We start from the raw sequence: 19,437 nt of genomic DNA, 5'->3' as shown, positions 1-19,437 counted from the left end.
AGGTGATCCCATGACCGCAGCTCCTGACCTCCACACGCTCTCTGCCACCGAGGCGCTCGCCGCCTTCCGCACCAAGGAACTGTCCCCGGTCGACTACCTCGAGGCTCTCATCGGCCGGATCACCACGGAAGATGAGCGCATCAACGCCGTCACCGAGGTCGTCGAGGAGGCGGTCACCTCGGCGAGGGAGGCGGAGAAGTTCTACGCGAACGCCATCGACGATGAACTCGCCGAGGCAGCCGCCACGAAGCCGCTGCTCGGCCTTCCCGTCATCGCCAAGGAGAAGCACGCGCTCGCGGGCCGCGGCCTCACTCAGGGACTGCTCCACGAGCGCGACACCATTGCGGGCTCCGACGCCGCAATCATCGCGCGCATTCGTGCGGCCGGCGGGTTCGTCCACGCTCGAGCGACCTCACCCGAGTTCAGCTGTGCGACCATCACCCACTCGCCGATGTGGGGCGTGACCGGCAACCCGTGGAACCTCGAACTCTCACCGGGCGGATCGTCCGGCGGGTCAGGGGCGGCGCTCGCTGCCGGCTTCGGGCCGCTGGCCACGGCCTCGGACATCGCCGGATCGACGAGGCTGCCCGCCGCCTTCACCGGCACCGTCGGGTTCAAGGCACCGTACGGTCGCATCCCCGGCGCGCAGCCGCTGGCCGCCGACTGGTATCGCGGTGACGGACCGATGGCGCGCACCGTGGCCGATGCCGCACTGCTCGCTCGCGTCATGGTCGGGCTCGACCCGAGCGACCACGCGACGATCGATTCGACCGGTTGGCTGGACGGGTTCGATGCCACCTCCGCCGAGGCGGTCGACCGTCTGCGCGGACGTCGGGTCGCGCTGTGCCTGAGGCTGGGAGACTTCCCTGTCGGGGAGGACATCATCGCGAACACCCGCGCGGCCGCCTCGGCGCTGGAGCGGGCGGGAGCGATCGTCGAGGAGATCGAACTGCCGTGGACGGCGGAGCGCATCTTCGAAACCGCATTCACCCACTTCGGGAACCTCCTGGCGAAGGCGATGCGGGCGGCGACTCGCGGCCACGAGGACACGCTGGCCGATTACACGCTGCAGTTCATGGCCGACGCCGAGGCGGTCGCCGCACGCCGCAGCCTCTACGAGGGACTCGCCATGGAGGCGCAGATCCAGGCGGAGCTCGCGGCCGCAATGGACGGATTCGATGTGCTGCTCGCCCCCACCTCGGCGGTGGCGGGTTTGGAAGCAGGCGCCAGCTACCTCGACGGGATCACGATCGACGCTGGGGGAGTGGGCCGTGAGGGCCGCCCAGGTGGTGCGGTGAACGATAGCGGCGTGGTCGAGGGGACCCGGCTCGACCATTACTGGCAGGCGCACATGACGATGCCGTTCAACAACTGCAACCGGGTGCCGATCGTCAACGTACCTTCAGGGCTCGCCGACTGCGGGATCCCGACCGGACTGCAGGTCGTCGCACATCCCTACGACGACCGTGCCGCCTTCGAGGTCGCTGCTGCGATTGAGCAGCTGGCGCCGTGGACTATTCTGGCGCCGGAGTGAACTGACGGCGTGAGCGCGGGTCGCTGTGCCGAAAGCGATTAGGCTGGAGCCGGACGGTTTCGAAACGGTGTGAGGATGGACCCTGTCATGCGGCCTAAGCACAGTCAGATGATGACGTTCTCCGATGACTCGCGAGCGAACGTGGCGACTGTGCCCGCCATCATCATCAGCGTCGTTGTCGTACTCGCCTTCGGTTTCAATCCGCTTGGGGAGGGTGCTGGGGACAGCGAGCTGTACGGTCTGACTCGCGAGCTCATTGGCATCTTCCTCATCTTCTGGCCACTGTTCTCCCTCACCTATCTCATGTGGACCCATCTGGGTCTCGAGGAGCTCAGCGAAACCGAGCTTATGGTCCATTCTCGGTGGGCGCTCGCGCACCGGCGCCGATGGTGGATGAAGTACTTCAGCATGGGCGGCGCGACCTCCTGGGCGGTGATGGCCGCCTACGTTGCGTTCCTGCTCAACATCTTTCTCGTCACGTCGGCATCGCAGGAGAACGCTGTGTTCGCCGCGTTGCTCGGTCTGGCCAACGTCATCGCATCGTGGGCTGTGCTCGTCTATTCGTTCGCACTCGAGTTCATGCGCATCGATCTGGGAGGCGGCGGCAGTGCCGATGCTCGGCAGCTGGAATTCGACATGGGCGGTCCAAGGAGGTTCGGTGACTACCTCACCTTCGCCGTATTGTCCTCTACGATGACGGCCGCTCTGCCGGGGCGCGCGGTGACCCGCGACGGGTGGAAGCTCGTGCGCACGAACGTCATCGTCGCGTTCGCCTTCAACTCGGTCGTCGTCGCGACACTGGTGTCGATGATTCTGTCGTATGTGACCGTGTGATTCGCCATTGCGGTTTCCGGCTCGTCTGACACGATGGGAATCGTGGATGAGACGACACAGCGCGGAGCCGCCTCGGCGCAGGACCTCGATGAAACGATAGCCGCGGTCGAGGGCATCGGCCGCGAACTCAACGCGGTCACCTCGGCGATGGGCGATCGAGCACGAACGCTCACGCAGAGATCAGCCGAACGAAACGCTGCGGGAGAACCGCCTCGGCGCCTCGAGGGTGTGCCGTTCGCGATCAAGGACGTCATCGACGTCGCAGGGTTCCCGACGACGATGGGTTCGCGGGTGAGCAGCGGACCGGAGCCGAGCGCCACCGCCCCAGTGATCCACCTCCTCGAACGAGCCGGAGGCATCCCGGTGGCGAAGACGAACTGTCAGGAATATTCGTACGGCATCCTCGGCGATGAGAGTGCCTTCGGCCGGGTGATCAATCCGATCGATCCCGCACTGTGCACAGGCGGATCGAGCTCCGGCTCGGCCGCCTTGGTCGCCTCCGGCGTGGTGCCGCTTGCCGTGGGGACCGATACGGCAGGGTCCGTGCGCGTGCCGGCCGCGTGTCAGGGCGTCATCGGCTTCAAGCCGACCTTCGGCGCGATACCGACCGAGGCCGTCTTCCCGCTCTCACCGTCCTTCGACACCGTCGGGCTCTTCGCCCGTGAGATCCCCCTGATCACTACTGCGTTCGCGGCGATCACCGGCGGGGAGGAGATCGGCGATGTGACGGGTGGCGACGATGCGGCGGTCGGCGAGGCGGCTGTGCGCGGAACGATCACCCTCGACACCGGCCTCCTCGACTCCGCGGGTGCCTTCGCCGACGACGCCCGGACCTGGGCCCAAAGGAATCTCACGGACCTCAGGACCACCTCGGCGATATCGGACGACCTCATCAAGGTCATCGACGACGGCCTCGCCATCTACGACATCGTGCGCGGGTACGAAGCCTTCGTGCTGCATGAGCAGTACCTCGACGAGCAGGGAGAACTGTACCAACCGGGGGTGTGGGCGAGGATCCTGTCGGGGCAGTCCATCACCGAGGCGGAGTACCGATCACAGGTGGCCGCCTTGGAAGAATTCCGGGCCTCGGCCGTCTCGTTCTTCGACGAGGTCGACTTCATCGTCACCCCGGCGATCGAAGGTGACGTGATCCGCTGGGACGACATCGATGACGGGTCCGTTGCGAAGTTCTTACGCTATTCGCTGCCGTTCAACGTCCTCGGGTGGCCAGCGGTGACCCTGCCGGTGAGAAGCGAGTCTGGTGTCGGCCGACCGCCGGTTTCAGTCCAGATCATCGGTCCGCCGCACGGCGATCAGGCGCTGCTCGATTTCGCCGCTCGGTTCTGAGAGGCGCGGGATCTGAGCTCTCCGCACGGACGAAGGCAGGTTGCGCGCCGATGACGCAGCGCCCGCAGCAATGAAGAGGGCCGGAGCCGAAACAGTGTTGTGAACATGCCTGTTCCGGTTCCGACCCCGCTTCGTGGCGAAGGCTCAAACCTGAAGACTCAACGCTTCAGCCCTACAGCCTCCAGCAGCTGTCGAGCGGAGCCTTGCCGGCGAACGTACGGGTGGTGAAGACCTCGATGCGCGGGACCGAGGCGACGTAGCCGCCGATGTGAGTCGGCCCGAGATTGTCCTCGAAGGCGACCTTGTGACCGGCCCGGCACCACGTCGCCGCGAGTTCCTTGCCCTGTTCGAAGGGGATGACATCGTCGAGGTGACTGTGGTTGACCAGCAACGGGACGTCGGGCACGGGCGCCTGGCCCAGCTTCTGCTTGTCGGCGACATCCATGAACCGCTCCTCGACGATCTCCTGGAGGGACTGGCCGTCCTTCGTCAGCGACTTCGTATCCGTGAACGCGGTCGAAAGCAGGGCCTCGATGGTGCACTGATTCGAGGTTTCGGCGACCGTCTTCTGCCCCTTCTCGTTGAGGAACTCGGTGAGATCGATGTCGGCCTGCGAAGCGAAGGAGTCGACTCCGTAGAGCGCAAAGGCCGTGTAGACGCTCGAGAGCCCGGAGACGGTCTTGTACAGATCCGTGGGCACCGCACCCGCCGAGGCGGAGGCGATGTTGAGCTCGGGCGCCCACTCATCCTTGATCTCCAGTGCCGACGTCGTGGCATGTCCGCCCTGCGAGTATCCGCGCAGCTGCAGCTTCGTGTCCGCATCGATGCGACCGTCGTCGACCTGTTGGACCGCACGTGCGGCGTCGAGCACGGAGCGCCCCTCCTCGGTGCGGTTGAGGTAGTGGTGATCTCCCTCGGTGCCGAGTCCCATGTAGTCGACGACGACGACCGGGTGCTTCGCCGCCAGCGCCGAGGCGATCGAGATGCCCTCGTACTCCGTGCCCATTCCCATCTGCCGGCTGGGCGCGCATTTGTCGGCGATGCCCTGGGTGCCCGGCGAGATGACCACGGCATCGTCGGCCTGGCCGCTTGCGCCCTTCGGGGTGAGCAGAGTTGCTGTCGCCGCTCGTGCCTGGCCCGTTTCATCTGTGGTCTTGTACATGAAGGCTGTCGACTTCGCGTCATGCTTGATGAGCTTCACGGGGTCGAGGTAGAACTCCGAGTCGGCCTGCTTGAGCACTGCGCCGTCCTCATCCGGCAGTGAACCCGGGGTCTCGTAGAAGTCTTCGGGCACACCGGATGCGGGGAGATCTTCCTGGGCTGCGGAGTATTCGACGTCGGCGGGAGTGATCTCGTCAGACTTCTCGACCGCCTTGCGGGCCTGTTCGACGCTCACCCCCTCGGGGACGTTGCTCGTGTTGAGGACATCGGGATCCTCGGCTTCTCGATCTTTGACGAGCTGCTGAGCCTCCTGGTCCGTCTGCGGAACCAGGTCTGTGGCGTGGTCGGCGTGTGCAGGCGCCGCCGTTGTGCTCAGGGCGAGTGTGAGACCGACCGCGGCGGCGGTGGTCAGCGCAGCGAGGCGACGGGTCGGCATTGCTCGGTGTGCGGAGTAACAAGAGGTCGAGCTGAGGTTCGGATCTTCGCTGCTGTTGGTGGTGAATCGCGTGCTCATACGCGGCATTCCTGTTCTGTCGTGGTTCTCGACGGTGAGAGTGCGTGGACAGGGTGGTGTCGCAGACCGACGTGACAGAGGGTGATGCCGGCGCGGTCGCCATCGTTCCGTGCCCGTATGGTGACGGGCATCACAAGCCTACTCGATAGTAGAACTCATTGGTAACTTACCGTGATCGGGTAATGGCACTCGAAAGCTCTGTCAGTGCGGGCAGTGCCGAAATGCCTACGGATGAGTGTTCGCTGAGCTCAGGCAAGGGCGGAGCGGATCACTTCCACGATGACGAGGAGTGCGCCGACGATTGAGGCGCCGACGGCGAGGCGGTAGAGGAGCTGACGGTCAGCCCGGCGGATGACGAAGTTCGACAGCCACAGTCCGATGAGCATGAACGGCAGTAGAAACGCGGCCGCGGCGAGGTGCCCGGTGCCGACCTCGCCGCCGATGGTGAGCCCTGTCAGGGAAAGGATGCTGCCGAGGGTGAAGTAGGCGCTCATCGTCGAGCGCATCGATGACGGGTCGAGCGAGCGCATGATGATGCTGATCGGTGGTCCGCCGATGCTCGTGGCCGTGCCGAAGATCCCCGAAACCGACGAGGCGATGAACATGTTGCGGTGCGAGGCCGCCGGCGACCAGCCCACCAAGCTGAACGCGGCACCTCCGAGGACGGTGATCGCGAGCATCAGAGAAAGCCCTGAATCCGGAAGCAGCACTGCGGCGGCGGTGCCGATCGCGATGCCGGGCAGCCGGCCGAGGGCGCCCCAGCCGACGAGCTTCCAGTCCACGTCCTGACGCTCACGGGCGAACGCTGTGAATGAGGTGAGAGTGGCCAGCAGCAGAAGGGCTGACGGCAGCAGGTCGGGGCGCAGGAGCGCGAGCACCGGTGCGGTGATCATTCCGAGGCCGAAGCCGATGGACCCTTGTAGGCAGGCCGAACCCAGCACCACGATCCCGATGATCAGGTACTGGATGATCTCCATCGATTCCTCGTTCCTTCACTCCGTGTCTGGTAGGCCGTGCGGTGTCCTCCACTGTCGGCTCATTCAACCAAGCGGCGCAAAATGCGCGTTCTGAGCAGTCATTCTATGCGCAAAACACACAGATCAGCATCTTTTTCCGAAATCTACTTGCGCACAACACGCATAGATGGGCTAGTCTTTACGAAGATTGCGCACGATGGTGACGTAAACCAGTGGTTGCATCAATCATCGGGCAATCGTCCAGAAGTCCGCCTACACATTGGAGTGCAGCCATGGCCGCCGACGTCCATAGCCTGAAACGCAGCTCTGTCTCTTCGATGCCCGCGCAGAATCCGCTGCCGCGCGGCCTCGGCCTGGTCACCTCGGTGGGGCCCGGTCTTGTTCTGGCCATGTCGTTCCTTGGCACCGGCGATCTTGTCAGTTCGTCCGTCTCCGGCGCCTCCTACGGGTACGCGCTTCTGTGGACGCTCATCCTCTCACTCGTCGCCCGCACATTCATCATCTCGTCCATCGCGAAGTACACGCTGATGAACAAGCACGGCGACACACAGATCCTCGACGGATTCGCCCGACTCTCGCCGGTGTTGCCCGGGATCATGGGTGCAGTAGTCCTAGTCGCCGGTTTCATCACTCAGGCGACTTTCCTCCTCGCGGCGGCCGTCGGACTCCACGAACTCACCGGCGGAGAATGGGGTGGCGCATGGGGCCGGTTCATCTGCGCCATCATCATTGTCGCGCTCACGCTGTCGCTGGTCATGCTGCGCAAGCAGTTTGTCGTCCTCGAATACTTTGCGCGGTTCGCCTCGGTCGCGATGATCGTCGCCTTCGTCTATGCACTCATCAAGATCGGCACTTTCGACATCGGCGGTTTCGTTCAGGGCATGGCTTTCGAGATCCCGAAGGAACAGAACACCTCGGCGTTCGCGCCCATCGTCATCGCCTCTGCGACGATCGGCACGATCGCCGGCAATATGCCCAACCTCCTCTATTCCGGGTTTATGCGAGATAAGGGCTGGGTCGGTCCGAAGTATCGGAAGATCCAGCAGTTCGACCTCATCGTCGGCATGGCCCCGCTGCTCATCATCAATCTGCTGTTCTGGATCGTTGCTGCCGAATTCAGTGCCGCGCATCCTGGCTTCTCCATCGGCGACGAATTCGATCTCTCCCACATGCTTTCGGTCGCGGTCGGCCCGATCGGACCGTCGCTGCTGTGGATGTGCATCTTCTTCGCCGCGATGACGAGCTTCCCGCCACAGTCGCGCGGCTTCGCCCAGTTGGCCATCAACGGCATCAACCACACCGTGCCATCGATGCGGAAATTCCTGGGTCGCGATGAGGAGAACCCTGCTTTCCGCTGGATCCAAGCGATCGTGTTCATCATCCTGCCCCTGGCCTCGACGATTCCCGGCGCCCCGGACCTCATCTCACTCAACATCGTCGGCACCGCGATCTCGACCGTGCTCAGCCTGCCGATCATCGTTGTGTGCATCCTGCTGCTGACTTCGCGGAAGAAGCATATGCACTCCTACGCGGTGAACCGCAAATGGCAGACCGCACTGTTGCTGATCCTCGGCGTCATCGCCATCGTCGTCGGCGTCCAGATTGCCATGCAGATCCCTGCAATGTTCCAGACGGCGTTCGGATGATGTCTCCCAGCCACAGATTCCCTCGCCGAGGCTACCCAGCCCTGCGTACCCTGATGATCGTTGCCAAGGCCCGGAGGAGGCACCCATGAATCTGCTGTCCCATCCCACCCTCGAACGCATTCCCGTTCCGCCGGCCGACGGTCGACTGCGGATCATCGAGGACACGGGGGCTGCGGCCGCGGCCATTCCGACCGATCGGCGCTCGAACCACGCCCCGTCGATCCTGTCACTGCAGGACGGCGGACTGCTGGCAGCCTGGTTCGGCGGCAGCGATGAGGGCAATAAGGATATCGATATCCTCGTCTCCCGGTTCGACACGGACAATGGCGCATGGACCGCCTCGGTGAGCGTCACCCACGATCCGATCCGATCCGAACCCCGGACTGTTCGGGGCACCCGACGGGACTATCTGGCTGGTCTTTACCTCCCAGCTGTCGCGCCAGGCGGGGGTGCAGGAGACGTTCAACCTTCAGCACACCTCCGTGGTCAAGGTGATCCGTTCGACCGATGACGGAGTGAGTTGGAGCGAACCGGAGACGCTCTTCGACCGCGAGGGGACATTCTGTCGGCAGCCCATCCAGGTCCTCAGTCACGGGACGTGGGTGCACACTCAGTGGTTGTGCTTCGACGACGATTCGAAGAACGGCTCCGACCAACCGATCGTCCAGATCTCCGCTGACCAAGGGTCCACCTGGAGACAAGTCGAGTTCCCCGAAGCGGCTGGCCGGGTCCACCCGAATATCGTCGAGCTCGAGCCCGGACGTCTTGTCAGCCTCTTCCGATCACGGTTCGCTGACTGGGTCTACCTCAGTCGATCCGAGGACGGGGGAGAGACCTGGACGGTGCCCGAAGCCACCGAAGTGCCGAACAACAACGCCGGCCTCAGCGCTTTCAGGCTGCCTTCGGGGATGCTCGCGCTCGTATCGAACGAGCACCAGGTCGCCACGAATCCCAATGAGGTGGTGTGGCCGTATGAGCGGATGCGGATCGTCATCGCCGTGTCGAACGATGAGGGCCGCACCTGGCCAGTGCGCAGGGTCATTGAGCCCGGTGACGGGTTCGTCGGGGTCGGAAATCTGCGCAGCAACCGTCGCCAGGAGTACCCGCACGGGATTGTCGACGCCGACGGTCTCATCCACGTCGTCTATGCTTACAGTTCACGACGGGCGATCCGACACATGGTCTTCGACGAGGATTGGATCTCCGGCGTCGAGGACCAGGTGCACACCGACTGTAAACTCTGGGGCTGATCCCGCCGAAGACAGATCGACGAGAGCGCACCGAGGCCCCGGGACTCAGATCAGTCCCGGGGCCTCGGTGCGCTCTCGTGCGATCAGTTCTGCCGGTCGTTGCCCATCTGATCGACGCGGACGACAGTGATGCCGCGGTCTTCGAACGGAGCGGTCTGTGTCGGTTCGGCCGAATCGTCGGTGACTAGTGTCCAGCCGTTGCCGAGGTCGGCCCAAGCGTGGAAGGGGCGCTGGCCGAGCTTCTCGGCATGGGCGACGACGAAGACATGGGTGGCACGTCGGCTCATCAGCTCCTTGAGCCGCACCTGCTCGGGCAGGGCTTCGCATACCCCGTCCTCAGCGGTGACGGCATCGGCGCCGAGGAACGCAAAATCGAAAGTGAATTTCTCCAGGCCCGCCTCGGTGATGGGGCCGATGAAGCCTTGGCTGACAGGGCGGTAGCGGCCGCCGAGGAGGGTGAACTCGACCTCCTCAAGGTCGGCCATCTGCTGCAGGGAGGTGAGCCCGGATGACACGACGGACAGTGGGGCCGTGTCACGCAGTGCGCGCGCGATCTGCGCAGTGGTCGTACCGGCGTCGAGGAGCACATGCGAGCCCGCAGGCACCTGTTTGGCACACCAGGATCCGATGGCCCGTTTGATTTCAGGGGCTTCGTGGGAACGTTCGGCCAGGGTGGTCTCGGACTCCGTCGGGACGGCGATGACTCCGCCGTAGGTGCGAGCCAGTTCGCCGGAGTCCGTGAGCTTCGCGAGATCGCGACGGATCGTCGACGCGGTGACCCCGAGCATCTCCGACAGAGTCTCGACACTCATCTCGCCCTGAGTTCTGACGAGCTGAAGGATCTCCTCGCGACGTTCGCCTGCGTTCATCTCTCTCCTGTCGGATTGCCGTTGATCGCCACTGTATCGCGGATCCGTGGCGCTGACCGCGCAGAAGTCAGACCACGGCGAGGGCAGCGGCTTGTCGCATCGCCTCACTCATCGATTCGGTGTCGACCTTGCCGGTGCCGGCGATGTCGAACGCAGTGCCGTGGTCGACCGAGGTGCGGATGACGGGCAGCCCGACGGTGATGTTGACGCCGGCGTCGATGCCGAGGACCTTGATCGGTCCGTGACCCTGATCGTGGTACATCGCCACGATGAGGTCGTAGTCGCCGCGGCCGGCGAGGAAGAAGGCGGTGTCGGCCGACAACGGCCCAGCAGCGTCGATGCCGTCGGCCTGGAGCTTCCTGATCGCCGGGGCGATCTTCTCCTCCTCTTCGCCGTAGCCGAAGAGTCCGTTCTCGCCGGCGTGCGGGTTGATCGCGCAGACGCCGATGTGCGGATGTTCGATCCCGGCCCGAACGAGGGCGTCGTGACCGCGGCGGACGGTGCGTTCGACGAGTCCGGGCTCGATCTTCGCCACGGCATCGATGAGGCCGATATGCGTGGTCACGTGGATGACGCGCAGCTTGGGGGAGGAGAGCATCATCGAGACTTCCTCGGTCCCGGTGAGCGAGGCGAGCATCTCGGTGTGCCCGGGGTACTTGTGCCCGGCGGAGTGCAGCGCCTCCTTGTTCAGCGGTGCCGTGCAGATCGCCTGCACCTCACCGGACATCGCCAGCTGGGCGGCTCGTTCGATGTAGCGGAACGCGGCATCGCCCGCCACGGGTGAGAGCTCGCCCCAGGGCAGATCGTCCGGCAGAAGGTCGAGGTCGATGACGTTGATGACGCCGGGGACGTGTTCGGCCTGAGCAGGAGAGTCGATCCGGCGGATCTCGACAGCAGTGCCGAGTACCTCGGCCGCCTGGCGGAGTCTGTCGGCATCGCCGATGACGACAGGAGCGGCGACGGCGAGCACCGATGGGTCAAGGCATGCGGCAATGCAGATCTCGGGGCCGACTCCGGCCCCATCGCCCATGGTCACTGCGACTGTGGGAAGCGCGTTCATTGACTCTCCTTCGTGGTTCGCGACAGTGGCCGCGGCGATCGTGTTGGGCTCACCGGTGGTCAGAGCCGCGTGGATGAGGGTGAGAGAATCGGGGCCGCCGTGGCCACCCGGTCGAGTGGCGAGGGCGGTGAGTTCGATGTCGTTTTGCGACTTCGCCGAGGCGGCTCCGACCCGGGACAGCACCGCGCCGGGGTGGATCTCGCGGATCGTTTCGATGCGACGCACGTCGAGGCGGTCGAGGACGGCGCGTGCTGTCTCGCCTCCCGCCGCTGCCAGAGCGACGGGGCCGAACCCTCTGAGAACTTGGGCTGTGGCCTCGGCCAGGAGTCCCGGCAGCGGCCGAGGGTCGACAGTCGTTCCCGTGTCTGTGAGGCGGACGACGAGGTCGGCGGATGCGAGTGCGGAGCGCACCTTCTCTGCGGTGGCACGGAGCAGGCTCGGGTCGTCTTCCCATACGGCTACCTCGGCTGCGGGCAGTTCGAGAACCTCGCCGGCCGAGTTCTCGAGCAGGTGAGACACCTGAGCCTCGACCCGCTCGGCAGCCGTGCCGAGGAGTGTGAGAACGCGCCCTGCCGCTGGGCACGCCGGTTCTGCCGATACGAGGCTCTGCTCAGCTGAGTCTCTTTCGCGGTGCGTGGACAGAGCCCGCGCCAGTGCGGAGGTGCCGACGAGGACGGCCGAGGCGGCCTCGGCGACGGAGACGATGTGGGCAAGGTCGTCCATGGTCTCGGCATCGGCGGTGATGAGCCGATGGTTGCCGATGTCGGCGGTGCGAAGCGCCCGCACGTCGGCAAGGCTCAGATGTCGAGCCGGCACGGGACAGAGATCTTCGAGCTTCTCCGGGGCGTGCCCGTCCTCGAGGTTCCATGCGCGGGTGCGGCTGATGTGCACTCCGGCGTCGAAGGGCCTGCCGTCGACGACCGTGCGGTTCTGCTGCGGAAGCGCGGGGGCGAAGATCACGGGTCCGCGGGTGTGTTCGAGTGCGGCGGAGAGCGCCGCACGGATGTTGCCGCGCAGCAGGGAATCGACCTTGATGAGCGTGGTGCGGTTCCGGCCGAACGTATGAAGAGAAGCGAGAGTGCGCTCATACGCCTCTCCGGCCGGCAGGTACCGGCAGTCGAGATCGACGACGAGGTCCCGGGAATCAGCGGTGGCCGCCTCGGTGGGGGAATGATCGCGCTTGAGATCGGGAGCCGCCGCGGCGACTTGAGTGTCGTCAGGGCCGGGAGTGGACTGCGACGTGAGCACGATCGGAGTGCCGTGGCCGAGTGTGGCGGCGACCTCGGCCGCTCCGCTGAGATCATCGGCGATGACAAGGGCGCCGGAATCGCCTGCTGACATGGCACTCCTTTGCGTCCGGGCCGACTGAACAGTTCTACACTGACATGTGTGCGCGAAATGCGCAAGTTCTTGCACGATCCACGCATAGATGGGAAGATCGATGCATCGACGATCTGTTCCACTCGACGAGGAGACGACCTTGACCACAGATTCGCCCATCGCTCTCGACGGAGTCGCCGTCCCCCTCTCCCCGCTGGTGCTGGGGACGATGACCTTCGGCGACACGGTGACCGAGTCCGCCGCGCACGAGGTCTTCGAGGCGGCGATCGCCGCCGGCATCACCGGCATCGACACAGCCAACGGCTACGCGAAGTCGACGACCGAATCGCTCATCGCGCCGCTGGTGAAGAAACACCGCGAGCGGATCGTGTTCGCGACCAAGGCAGGAATGCCCCATGCCGATGCCGGCGAGAACTCCCCGCTCTCGGCAGTGGGACTGCGCGCGAGCGTCGAAGGTTCGCTGCGCCGCCTCGACGTCGACTCGGTCGACCTCTTCTACCTCCACCAGCCGGACCGCGCAGCGACTCTCGACGAGACTCTCGAGACCGTCGCCGAGCTCCACGCCGAAGGCAAGATCGCCGCACTCGGGATCTCGAACTTCGCCGCCTGGCAGGCCGTCGATGTCGTTGCGGCCGCGAAGCGGGCCGGTGCTCCGACGCCGGCTGTGGCTCAGAACGTCTACAGCGTGCTGGCCCGACGGATCGAGGACGAATGGCTCGAGTGCGGTCGAACGCACGGCATCGCCACGATGGCGTACAACCCGCTCGCCGGGGGACTGCTCGCTCGCCGGCCCTCCACCGAGGGCACCGGCGATCGCTTCACCGGGTCAGTGCTCGCACAGATGTACTCGCAGCGATACCTCTCCGATTCCGTCCTTGCCGCAGTCGAAGCCTTCGCTGCGGTCGCCGAAGACGCCGGAATCCCGCAGGCCGAGCTCGCCTTGCGCTGGGTGGCCGGGGCCGCGGGGATCGACTCCCTGCTGCTCGGAGCCAGTCGTGTATCCCAGCTCGAGGCCAACATCGCCGCGATTGCCAAGGGCCCGCTGCCGGCCGACGTGCTCAGCGCCGTCGACGACGCGACGGCCTCGGTGCGGGGATCGCAGCCGCTGTACAACCGCTGATTCACGAATCGAGAGCTGTCAGCAGGCCCGCCGGCCCACTCCCGTCTCCACTGACTTCGCAACCCTGTTCAGACTCGGCTGCGCCAACCGTTCGAAGGGAAATCATGTCATCCATCTCAGGGATCCTCGCCGCTATCGCCACCCCGTTCGACGAGGATGAGAACCTCGTCGAGTCCGCTCTGCGCGCCCATGTGCGGCGCCAACTCGACGCCGGCATCCACGGGATCTTCGCGCTCGGGACGAACGGTGAGTTCTACGCCCAGACCCCGACCGAACGCGCCGAGGCGGCCCGCATCGTCATCGACGAGGTGGCCGGGGCCGTCCCCGTCGTCATCGGTGCCGGGGGACCGACGACTAAGGAGACCGTGGCGATCGCAAAGAATGCCGCCGCTGCCGGGGCCGATGCGCTTTCGATCATCACCCCGTACTTCGCGGCCGCCTCGCAGGACGAAATCGCTGCCCACTTCCGCACCGTGGCTGATTCCGTCGACGTTCCGGTCATCGTCTACAACATTCCGGCCCGTGCGGGGAACGCGGTGGCTCCGGCGACGCTCGAGAAGCTCGCCGAGATTGAGAACATCACCGGAGTCAAGGACTCCTCGGGCAACTTCGACACGATCCTCCAGTACCTCGAGCGCACCGACCGGAAGACGTTCGACGTCATCTCCGGCAACGACTCGCTCATCCTGTGGACGCTCCTGGCCGGCGGCGCCGGCGGGATCAGCGGTATTGCGAACATCTACCCGCAGACGATGGCATCGATCTATGATCTCTTCGTGGCAGGCGATTCCGAGGCGGCCCGGGCCGCGCAGGACAGCATCCGCCCGATCCGAAACTGCCTTGCGCTGGGCAACCCGAACACGGTCGTCAAGCACGCGGCGAATGCGCGCGGATTCGGCCTCGGGCCTGCTCGCGCGCCGTTCAACGCCCTCTCCGCCGAGGCGAAGAGTCAGGTCGAGGCCACTGTCGCCGCCGATCTCGAACGCGGCCTCGCCTGACGACATCCTGTGCTTGTGCCCTCGCCGGGGTCTCGGCGAGGGCAAGGCAGTTCGGACACAGCAGAGGGGCCGCACCGAACGGTGCGGCCCCTCTGCTGTGTCCGGAGATGGTCGAGCTGTTCACTGTCCCTTAGCGCACCGGGAAGCGAGGCTCCTCACCGCTGAGCACGCGGACGACGTCCTCAACGGCCCATGTGCCCATGTTCGCGTTCGCGATGTCGGAATACGCGCCGATGTGAGGGGTGGCGATGAGGTTGGGCGCGCCCAGCAGCGGATCATCGGCCGGCGGCGGTTCCGTGGCGAAGGCATCGAGAGCAGCGAAGGACAGGTGACCGCTGTGCAGTGCCTCGGCCAAAGCCGCCTCGTCGACGAGACCGCCACGAGCGGCATTGATGAGACCCACACCGACCGGCATCGTCGCGATGTCTGCGGCGGTGAGGAGGGGTTCCTTGTCTCCGGGGAGATGCAGGGTGAGGAAATCCGAGCCGGCGACCACCTCGGCGAGGGGGAGGGGAGTCGCCCCAGCCTCGGCGATGGCCTCATCCGGGACGAATGGATCGAATGCGGCGATGCGCAGACCGAAGCCGGCCGCCCGTTTGGCGACCTCGCGGCCGATACGCCCGAACCCGAGGATGCCGAGCTGCTTGCCGCTCAGCTGCGAACCGAAGAACACGCCCCATTCGCCGTCGCGCAGTGAGTCCTCGGCATCACGGATCCTCCGTGCTCCCATGATGAGCAGACCGAGGGTGAGGTCGGCGACGGACTCCGCGTTGGCTCCCGGTGTGTTGACGACGGTGACGCCGGCGGCAGCCGCGGCGGCCAGGTCGATATTGTCGACTCCGGCACCGTGCTTGGCCACGACCTTGAGTTCGGGGCAGGCGGCGAGCACCTCGGCGTCGATCCGATCGAGACCGACGATGACCGCCTCGGCGCTGGAGATCGCCTCGATGAGAGCGGATCCCGACTTGGGATGATTCTCGGTTCGGTAGTCGAGCTCGAGCCCGAGTTGCGTGGATCGCGCAATCGGCTCGGAGGAGTACTTGCCGAAGGACGGGGTGAGGACGGTGAGGCGCATCAGGCTCCGATCTCGATTCCGAATGTTTCGAATACGGTATAGATGCCCAGCAGTCCGATGGCCAACGAGGCGAAGACGAGCATCACCGTGAAGAAGTGATTGGACTTGAACTCGGTCGGCACCTCTCGCGAGCGAAGGTACCAGACGGCGATGACGACCGCGACGAGGAAGACGCCGCTGGCGACGCCGCCGATCTGAACCATGATCACCGGGGACTGGATAATGAGATAGCTCAGCGCCCAGATGATCGGGAAGATCACGGTGAGGACCTTGATGATGCGTCCGCGAGTGAGCGTGTTCTCCCAGTCGAAGAAGCCGAGGGTGGACACCGTGTTCGTCCACAGACGGGGCACGCTCGCGGTTGAGGCGATGAAGGTCGAGAACAGGACTGCAAAGGCGCCGATGAGGAAGATCCAGTGACCGGCTTCGCCCATCGTCGAGGAGTACATCGACGAGAGCGTGGTGATCATGTCGTTGCCTTCGGGGACGAGGCTCTGCGGGTGGAGAATGGCTGCACCGATGACGTAGAAGGACATCGTGCACACGGTCGAAACGATCCAGGACACGAGCACGTCGGTGCGCATCACCGAGATCCAACCACGGGCGCGACGGGCGCGTTCTGCGGTGCCGTCGTTCGGGCCGGTATAGCGTGCGTAGCCCTTCTCCAAACACCAGTAGGTGTAGGTCGTCATCTCATCGGCACCGACGCCGGTGATGCCGAACATCGCGACCGCGAAGCCGAGGGTGCCTGCCGGAATGGCGAAGGTGAGGCCGCTCATGACATCCGCCGAGGTGTAGGCGAAGTCGGTGAACGGCAACGAGACCGCAAGCCCGACGGTGGAGACGGTGAAGATGATGACCGCGCCGACCGAGAACTTCTCCACTATGCTGTACCGGTTCGTCACGAGCAGTGCGATGACGACCGCGAGCGACACGACCGTCCAGAAGACGAGCGACGGAGTTGAGAGCGGCTCACCGAAGACGGGCACCATAATGCTCAGCGCCGCGACAGCACCGCCGATGATGCCGCCGCGTTGGAGAACTTTTGCGAAGTCCATGAGGATCCACAGCAGATTGATCCAACCGGCCCGTCCGATGAGGCGGGGACCGACGTGGCCGTAGCCCTCGAGCGCGGGCTTGCCGGAGAGGATGGTCCACTGGGCGAGTTCGAGTTGGACCCAGACCTTGACCGCGGTGGAGATGATGACGAGCCAGAGGAGGACAAATCCGGCCTTGGCTCCCAGCGCCGTGGTGGTGATGAGTTCGCCCGAGCCGATGACCGCTGCCGAGATGACGAGACCGGGGCCGAGGTACTTGAGCTTGCCCGCGAATGTCGTGGGCGGTTCGAGCACGTCCCTGGGGTCGAGGTGGTAGGGGTCGACGGCGGCGTCGGCGCCTGTGCGGTCGTCCCGGTCGATGTTCTGCGCGGTCATACTCGGCTTCCTTGCACGAAAGTGGATCTGTCCATTGATCGTGCCGGTGCCTCGGGGCGAATCGGAGCATGATGGCCCCGTTGGCACGGCTCATGCAAGTGTGCCACCGAATGCGTGATGTGCGCAACATGAATGCATGAACCGCGCACATAGGGGTGGTTCGACGATGATGGAGTGCTCGTTGTGAGCGAGGTGTGGCGATTCAACCGGAGTGAGTTCTGCGTGACCGATTCCGCGTGCTGCGGGAACAGTCGATGTCTCTTGCGAGTGGATGCACCGTGATTTCAGTGCAGCTTTCGAAGTGGATCCACCCGCACGAGACACCGCGTTGCGAGCAGGTGGGAGGGCGGTGATACTTCATCACTCTTCCGAAGGCGTCCAAGCTTCTAACTGTCCCAATTTTTCGATCTACACACATGATCGATCATCCCCGGATACCGGGCGTGGCATTGTCGTCAATGAGGAGACATGTGGAGTCGTCGAGTGCAGTGGGCGACCACGTGGCCAGGGCTGACGCTGGAGGGGGCAGACTTGCTGTCTGCAATCTCGCTAAGGTGATTCGCGTGGGCAAAGTTGTGGCTGGAGAGGTGTCTTCAGGTTCCTTTGAGCCACTCCAGGAGTTTCGATCCGAGTCGCGTCGGATGTACGTATGACCGGATGCTTTCCTCCGCCAGTTCCAGTTTGGCCATCGAGATCAACACCTCCACCAACCTCGCATGAACATCCTGGGCAAGCTGCTGCCTTTGATTATCAACTTCGTCTTCCCACACCGCGATCGCCCGTTCTAAAGCAGCCTCACGCTCAGCTTTGCTGATATCGTCGAAATTGTAGTCGTCCTCGACCTCTTCGATTGGGTAGCCGCGTTCTCGGTTAAAGATCAGGTCTCGTAGGAATCGATCGACTGTAGTCAACGCAGGCTCTGCAAGTGATGATTCAGTCGAATAGTCCTCGATCTCAGACGCATGCAGTTTGAGTACCCGCGTTCGTGCTCGGCGAGCAACTCTCCAAGGCACTGAACGAACCAATCGCAGTTCAGATCGATTTGATGACTGCTCTAAGTGGTTGTTCAGATGTTCAAGCGCCTGACAGTACTCAGCGATTTGTCGGTCTCTCGCGGTCGGACCGCGATCGATCATTGAATTGACCTGGAATGAAGCTCTGGAACGCCCTCTTTCAATCTCGGGAGGTACTAACAGCCGCAGCCTGATTCGCAACTTCCACTCATGTGCAAGCAGTGCGGCTTTTGCTTTGTCCTCAAAGTTGAGTAGAGACCAGCGCCAGCTAGAGTGGATCGCAGGAAGTGATGCCCGAAGCCGATTATTGGCTTTGCCAAGTGCTATCTCGCATGTTGCCAATCCGTCGGACGCTTTGGTCGATTCATTCTTAAGCCATTCTTGGTGCCCCCTGGCGCTGACGTTTCTCATTCGACTGAGCACGAACGTCAGCACCGCAATGCCCACTCCGACAATGGACATTACGACAGGGTTCACCTGAAAGCTGATTCCCCTGGAGTACTCAACCGCCATCGAAGTCGTTGACTTCAGGCTCGGCTGGTGTATCACCCACCATGTCGCGCCCACGCTGACGCCGATCAGAACAATCACTGGTGGTTGAAGAATGATCTTCAAAAGGGAGGCAATCGCGGAAGGGAGCATGATCCCCAGACGCGCAACCCATACGCTCAGGTTCACGGTGGAGAACGACTCTGGCGCAGGGGGCTCGCGAAAGCTTCGACTAACGCCCGACAGGCTTTGAATAACACCGATCGAATGGTCGAATCTCACGTATCGGCGCGCCAGCGTCTGGGCAACAGACAGATTGGCACCTTTCATCGCGGAACTGAGCACGGATTTAGAACGCCACCTCAAGGCGAAGAACAGCGCGTCCCATAGGAAGGCGATCACGGCCAGAACGACGAGTGTTCCAAGTGATCCAGAGAGCCATGTGAAGAACGCGACCTCGAAATCCGAGGCACCCTGCTTTTCGGCCACAAAATTCATCAGACGATAGATCGAAGTGACGGCGTCAAGGACAACTTCGAAGGCATTGGCTAACCAGTCAATATTTTCCATATCAGCAGGGTCCCATGCTGCACTGACACAACTTAAGCGGCAAGATTCGCTAGACTTCGATCCGACGACTCTTTCTGCGGCTAGTGTCGCGTTTCTGAAGTTGGTTTAGGTTTCGCTTTCTCCAGCACCTGCTCGGGTGTCTTCGTCCACACGAAGGGGTGTTTGCGTTTGTTCCACCCGTCGATGAACTCCCGGATCTTCTTGTT

General features: G+C 63.9%; 15 protein-coding genes. 8 read left to right on the top strand and 7 right to left on the bottom strand.

The window, feature by feature from the left end:
- The first annotated feature begins 10 nt into the window (after window positions 1-10).
- The 3 genes from EB835_RS17900 to EB835_RS17890 all read left to right on the top strand — a co-directional run bounded on the left by EB835_RS17900 (window position 11) and on the right by EB835_RS17890 (window position 3,715).
- Window positions 11-1,534 carry an amidase gene (locus EB835_RS17900; protein WP_135810808.1) on the top strand — a complete coding sequence of 508 codons (1,524 nt, stop codon included), beginning with the start codon at window positions 11-13 and terminating at the stop codon, window positions 1,532-1,534.
- A gap of 87 nt (window positions 1,535-1,621) precedes the next feature.
- On the top strand, window positions 1,622-2,368 hold the full coding sequence (locus EB835_RS17895) for a DUF1345 domain-containing protein (RefSeq protein ID WP_240688840.1): 747 nt from the start codon (window positions 1,622-1,624) through the stop codon (window positions 2,366-2,368).
- Window positions 2,369-2,410: 42 nt separating this feature from the next.
- Entirely contained in the window at window positions 2,411-3,715 is a 1,305-nt protein-coding gene (locus tag EB835_RS17890; RefSeq protein ID WP_168216783.1) for an amidase, read from the top strand.
- 172 nt (window positions 3,716-3,887) lie between these two features.
- Here EB835_RS17890 and EB835_RS17885 read toward each other — a convergent pair whose 3' ends face one another.
- Both EB835_RS17885 and EB835_RS17880 read right to left on the bottom strand, forming a co-directional pair.
- Window positions 3,888-5,390: a lipase family protein gene (locus tag EB835_RS17885; protein WP_168216782.1), complete on the bottom strand. Its 1,503-nt coding sequence runs from the start codon at window positions 5,388-5,390 to the stop codon at window positions 3,888-3,890.
- Window positions 5,391-5,638: 248 nt separating this feature from the next.
- The gene (locus tag EB835_RS17880; protein WP_135810805.1) at window positions 5,639-6,367 is read right to left on the bottom strand and encodes a sulfite exporter TauE/SafE family protein; all 729 of its coding nucleotides are present in this window, start codon (window positions 6,365-6,367) and stop codon (window positions 5,639-5,641) included.
- 272 nt (window positions 6,368-6,639) lie between these two features.
- Here EB835_RS17880 and EB835_RS17875 point away from each other — a divergent pair, with 272 nt between their 5' ends.
- From EB835_RS17875 to EB835_RS17865, 3 genes are all read left to right on the top strand, one after another.
- On the top strand, window positions 6,640-8,013 hold the full coding sequence (locus EB835_RS17875) for an Nramp family divalent metal transporter (RefSeq protein WP_135810804.1): 1,374 nt from the start codon (window positions 6,640-6,642) through the stop codon (window positions 8,011-8,013).
- An 85-nt stretch (window positions 8,014-8,098) separates the two neighbouring features.
- A complete protein-coding gene (locus EB835_RS20865; RefSeq protein ID WP_135810803.1) occupies window positions 8,099-8,524 on the top strand; it encodes an exo-alpha-sialidase in 426 nt (141 codons plus the stop codon).
- Window positions 8,421-9,263 carry a sialidase family protein gene (locus tag EB835_RS17865; protein WP_346763161.1) on the top strand — a complete coding sequence of 281 codons (843 nt, stop codon included), beginning with the start codon at window positions 8,421-8,423 and terminating at the stop codon, window positions 9,261-9,263. The genes EB835_RS20865 and EB835_RS17865 overlap by 104 nt, the downstream gene beginning before the upstream one ends.
- A gap of 83 nt (window positions 9,264-9,346) precedes the next feature.
- Here the strand turns inward: EB835_RS17865 and EB835_RS17860 are convergent, their stop codons facing one another.
- Together EB835_RS17860 and pdxA are read right to left on the bottom strand one after the other, a co-directional pair.
- Window positions 9,347-10,132 (bottom strand): DeoR/GlpR family DNA-binding transcription regulator, encoded by a 786-nt coding sequence (locus EB835_RS17860; RefSeq protein ID WP_135810801.1) that lies wholly within the window; start codon window positions 10,130-10,132, stop codon window positions 9,347-9,349.
- A gap of 67 nt (window positions 10,133-10,199) precedes the next feature.
- Window positions 10,200-12,533, bottom strand: a complete 2,334-nt coding sequence (gene pdxA, locus EB835_RS17855; RefSeq protein ID WP_135810800.1) for a 4-hydroxythreonine-4-phosphate dehydrogenase PdxA — start codon at window positions 12,531-12,533, stop codon at window positions 10,200-10,202.
- A gap of 139 nt (window positions 12,534-12,672) precedes the next feature.
- On the opposite strand from pdxA, the gene EB835_RS17850 reads away from it, so the two are divergent.
- Together EB835_RS17850 and EB835_RS17845 are read left to right on the top strand one after the other, a co-directional pair.
- Window positions 12,673-13,653, top strand: coding sequence for an aldo/keto reductase (locus EB835_RS17850; protein WP_240688839.1), 981 nt, complete (start codon window positions 12,673-12,675; stop codon window positions 13,651-13,653).
- Window positions 13,654-13,757: 104 nt separating this feature from the next.
- The gene (locus EB835_RS17845; protein ID WP_135810798.1) at window positions 13,758-14,651 is read left to right on the top strand and encodes a dihydrodipicolinate synthase family protein; all 894 of its coding nucleotides are present in this window, start codon (window positions 13,758-13,760) and stop codon (window positions 14,649-14,651) included.
- 130 nt (window positions 14,652-14,781) lie between these two features.
- Here EB835_RS17845 and EB835_RS17840 read toward each other — a convergent pair whose 3' ends face one another.
- From EB835_RS17840 to EB835_RS17830, 3 genes are all read right to left on the bottom strand, one after another.
- Window positions 14,782-15,726: a phosphoglycerate dehydrogenase gene (locus EB835_RS17840; RefSeq protein WP_135810797.1), complete on the bottom strand. Its 945-nt coding sequence runs from the start codon at window positions 15,724-15,726 to the stop codon at window positions 14,782-14,784.
- Window positions 15,726-17,159, bottom strand: coding sequence for an Nramp family divalent metal transporter (locus EB835_RS17835; RefSeq protein WP_168216780.1), 1,434 nt, complete (start codon window positions 17,157-17,159; stop codon window positions 15,726-15,728). Before EB835_RS17835 ends, EB835_RS17840 begins: the two co-directional genes overlap by 1 nt.
- A gap of 593 nt (window positions 17,160-17,752) precedes the next feature.
- Window positions 17,753-19,231 carry a hypothetical protein gene (locus tag EB835_RS17830; RefSeq protein ID WP_135810796.1) on the bottom strand — a complete coding sequence of 493 codons (1,479 nt, stop codon included), beginning with the start codon at window positions 19,229-19,231 and terminating at the stop codon, window positions 17,753-17,755.
- Between the last annotated feature and the right edge of the window lie 206 nt (window positions 19,232-19,437).

The sequence above is a fragment of the Brevibacterium sp. S22 genome, assembly GCF_004745485.1.
Taxonomy (GTDB): Bacteria; Actinomycetota; Actinomycetes; order Actinomycetales; family Brevibacteriaceae; genus Brevibacterium.
This window is presented reverse-complemented; position numbering and strand designations above follow the sequence as displayed.

What these genes read in the sequence shown, in the direction of transcription:
- EB835_RS17845 (WP_135810798.1), top strand. Translation starts at nt 13,758, where the DNA reads ATGTCATCCATCTCAGGGATCCTCGCCGCTATCGCCACCCCGTTCGAC.
- EB835_RS17885 (WP_168216782.1), bottom strand. Translation starts at nt 5,390, where the DNA reads ATGAGCACGCGATTCACCACCAACAGCAGCGAAGATCCGAACCTCAGC.
- EB835_RS20865 (WP_135810803.1), top strand. Translation starts at nt 8,099, where the DNA reads ATGAATCTGCTGTCCCATCCCACCCTCGAACGCATTCCCGTTCCGCCG.
- EB835_RS17875 (WP_135810804.1), top strand. Translation starts at nt 6,640, where the DNA reads ATGGCCGCCGACGTCCATAGCCTGAAACGCAGCTCTGTCTCTTCGATG.
- EB835_RS17840 (WP_135810797.1), bottom strand. Translation starts at nt 15,726, where the DNA reads ATGCGCCTCACCGTCCTCACCCCGTCCTTCGGCAAGTACTCCTCCGAG.
- EB835_RS17880 (WP_135810805.1), bottom strand. Translation starts at nt 6,367, where the DNA reads ATGGAGATCATCCAGTACCTGATCATCGGGATCGTGGTGCTGGGTTCG.
- EB835_RS17860 (WP_135810801.1), bottom strand. Translation starts at nt 10,132, where the DNA reads ATGAACGCAGGCGAACGTCGCGAGGAGATCCTTCAGCTCGTCAGAACT.
- EB835_RS17900 (WP_135810808.1), top strand. Translation starts at nt 11, where the DNA reads ATGACCGCAGCTCCTGACCTCCACACGCTCTCTGCCACCGAGGCGCTC.
- EB835_RS17830 (WP_135810796.1), bottom strand. Translation starts at nt 19,231, where the DNA reads ATGGAAAATATTGACTGGTTAGCCAATGCCTTCGAAGTTGTCCTTGAC.
- EB835_RS17835 (WP_168216780.1), bottom strand. Translation starts at nt 17,159, where the DNA reads ATGACCGCGCAGAACATCGACCGGGACGACCGCACAGGCGCCGACGCC.
- EB835_RS17895 (WP_240688840.1), top strand. Translation starts at nt 1,622, where the DNA reads ATGCGGCCTAAGCACAGTCAGATGATGACGTTCTCCGATGACTCGCGA.
- pdxA (WP_135810800.1), bottom strand. Translation starts at nt 12,533, where the DNA reads ATGTCAGCAGGCGATTCCGGCGCCCTTGTCATCGCCGATGATCTCAGC.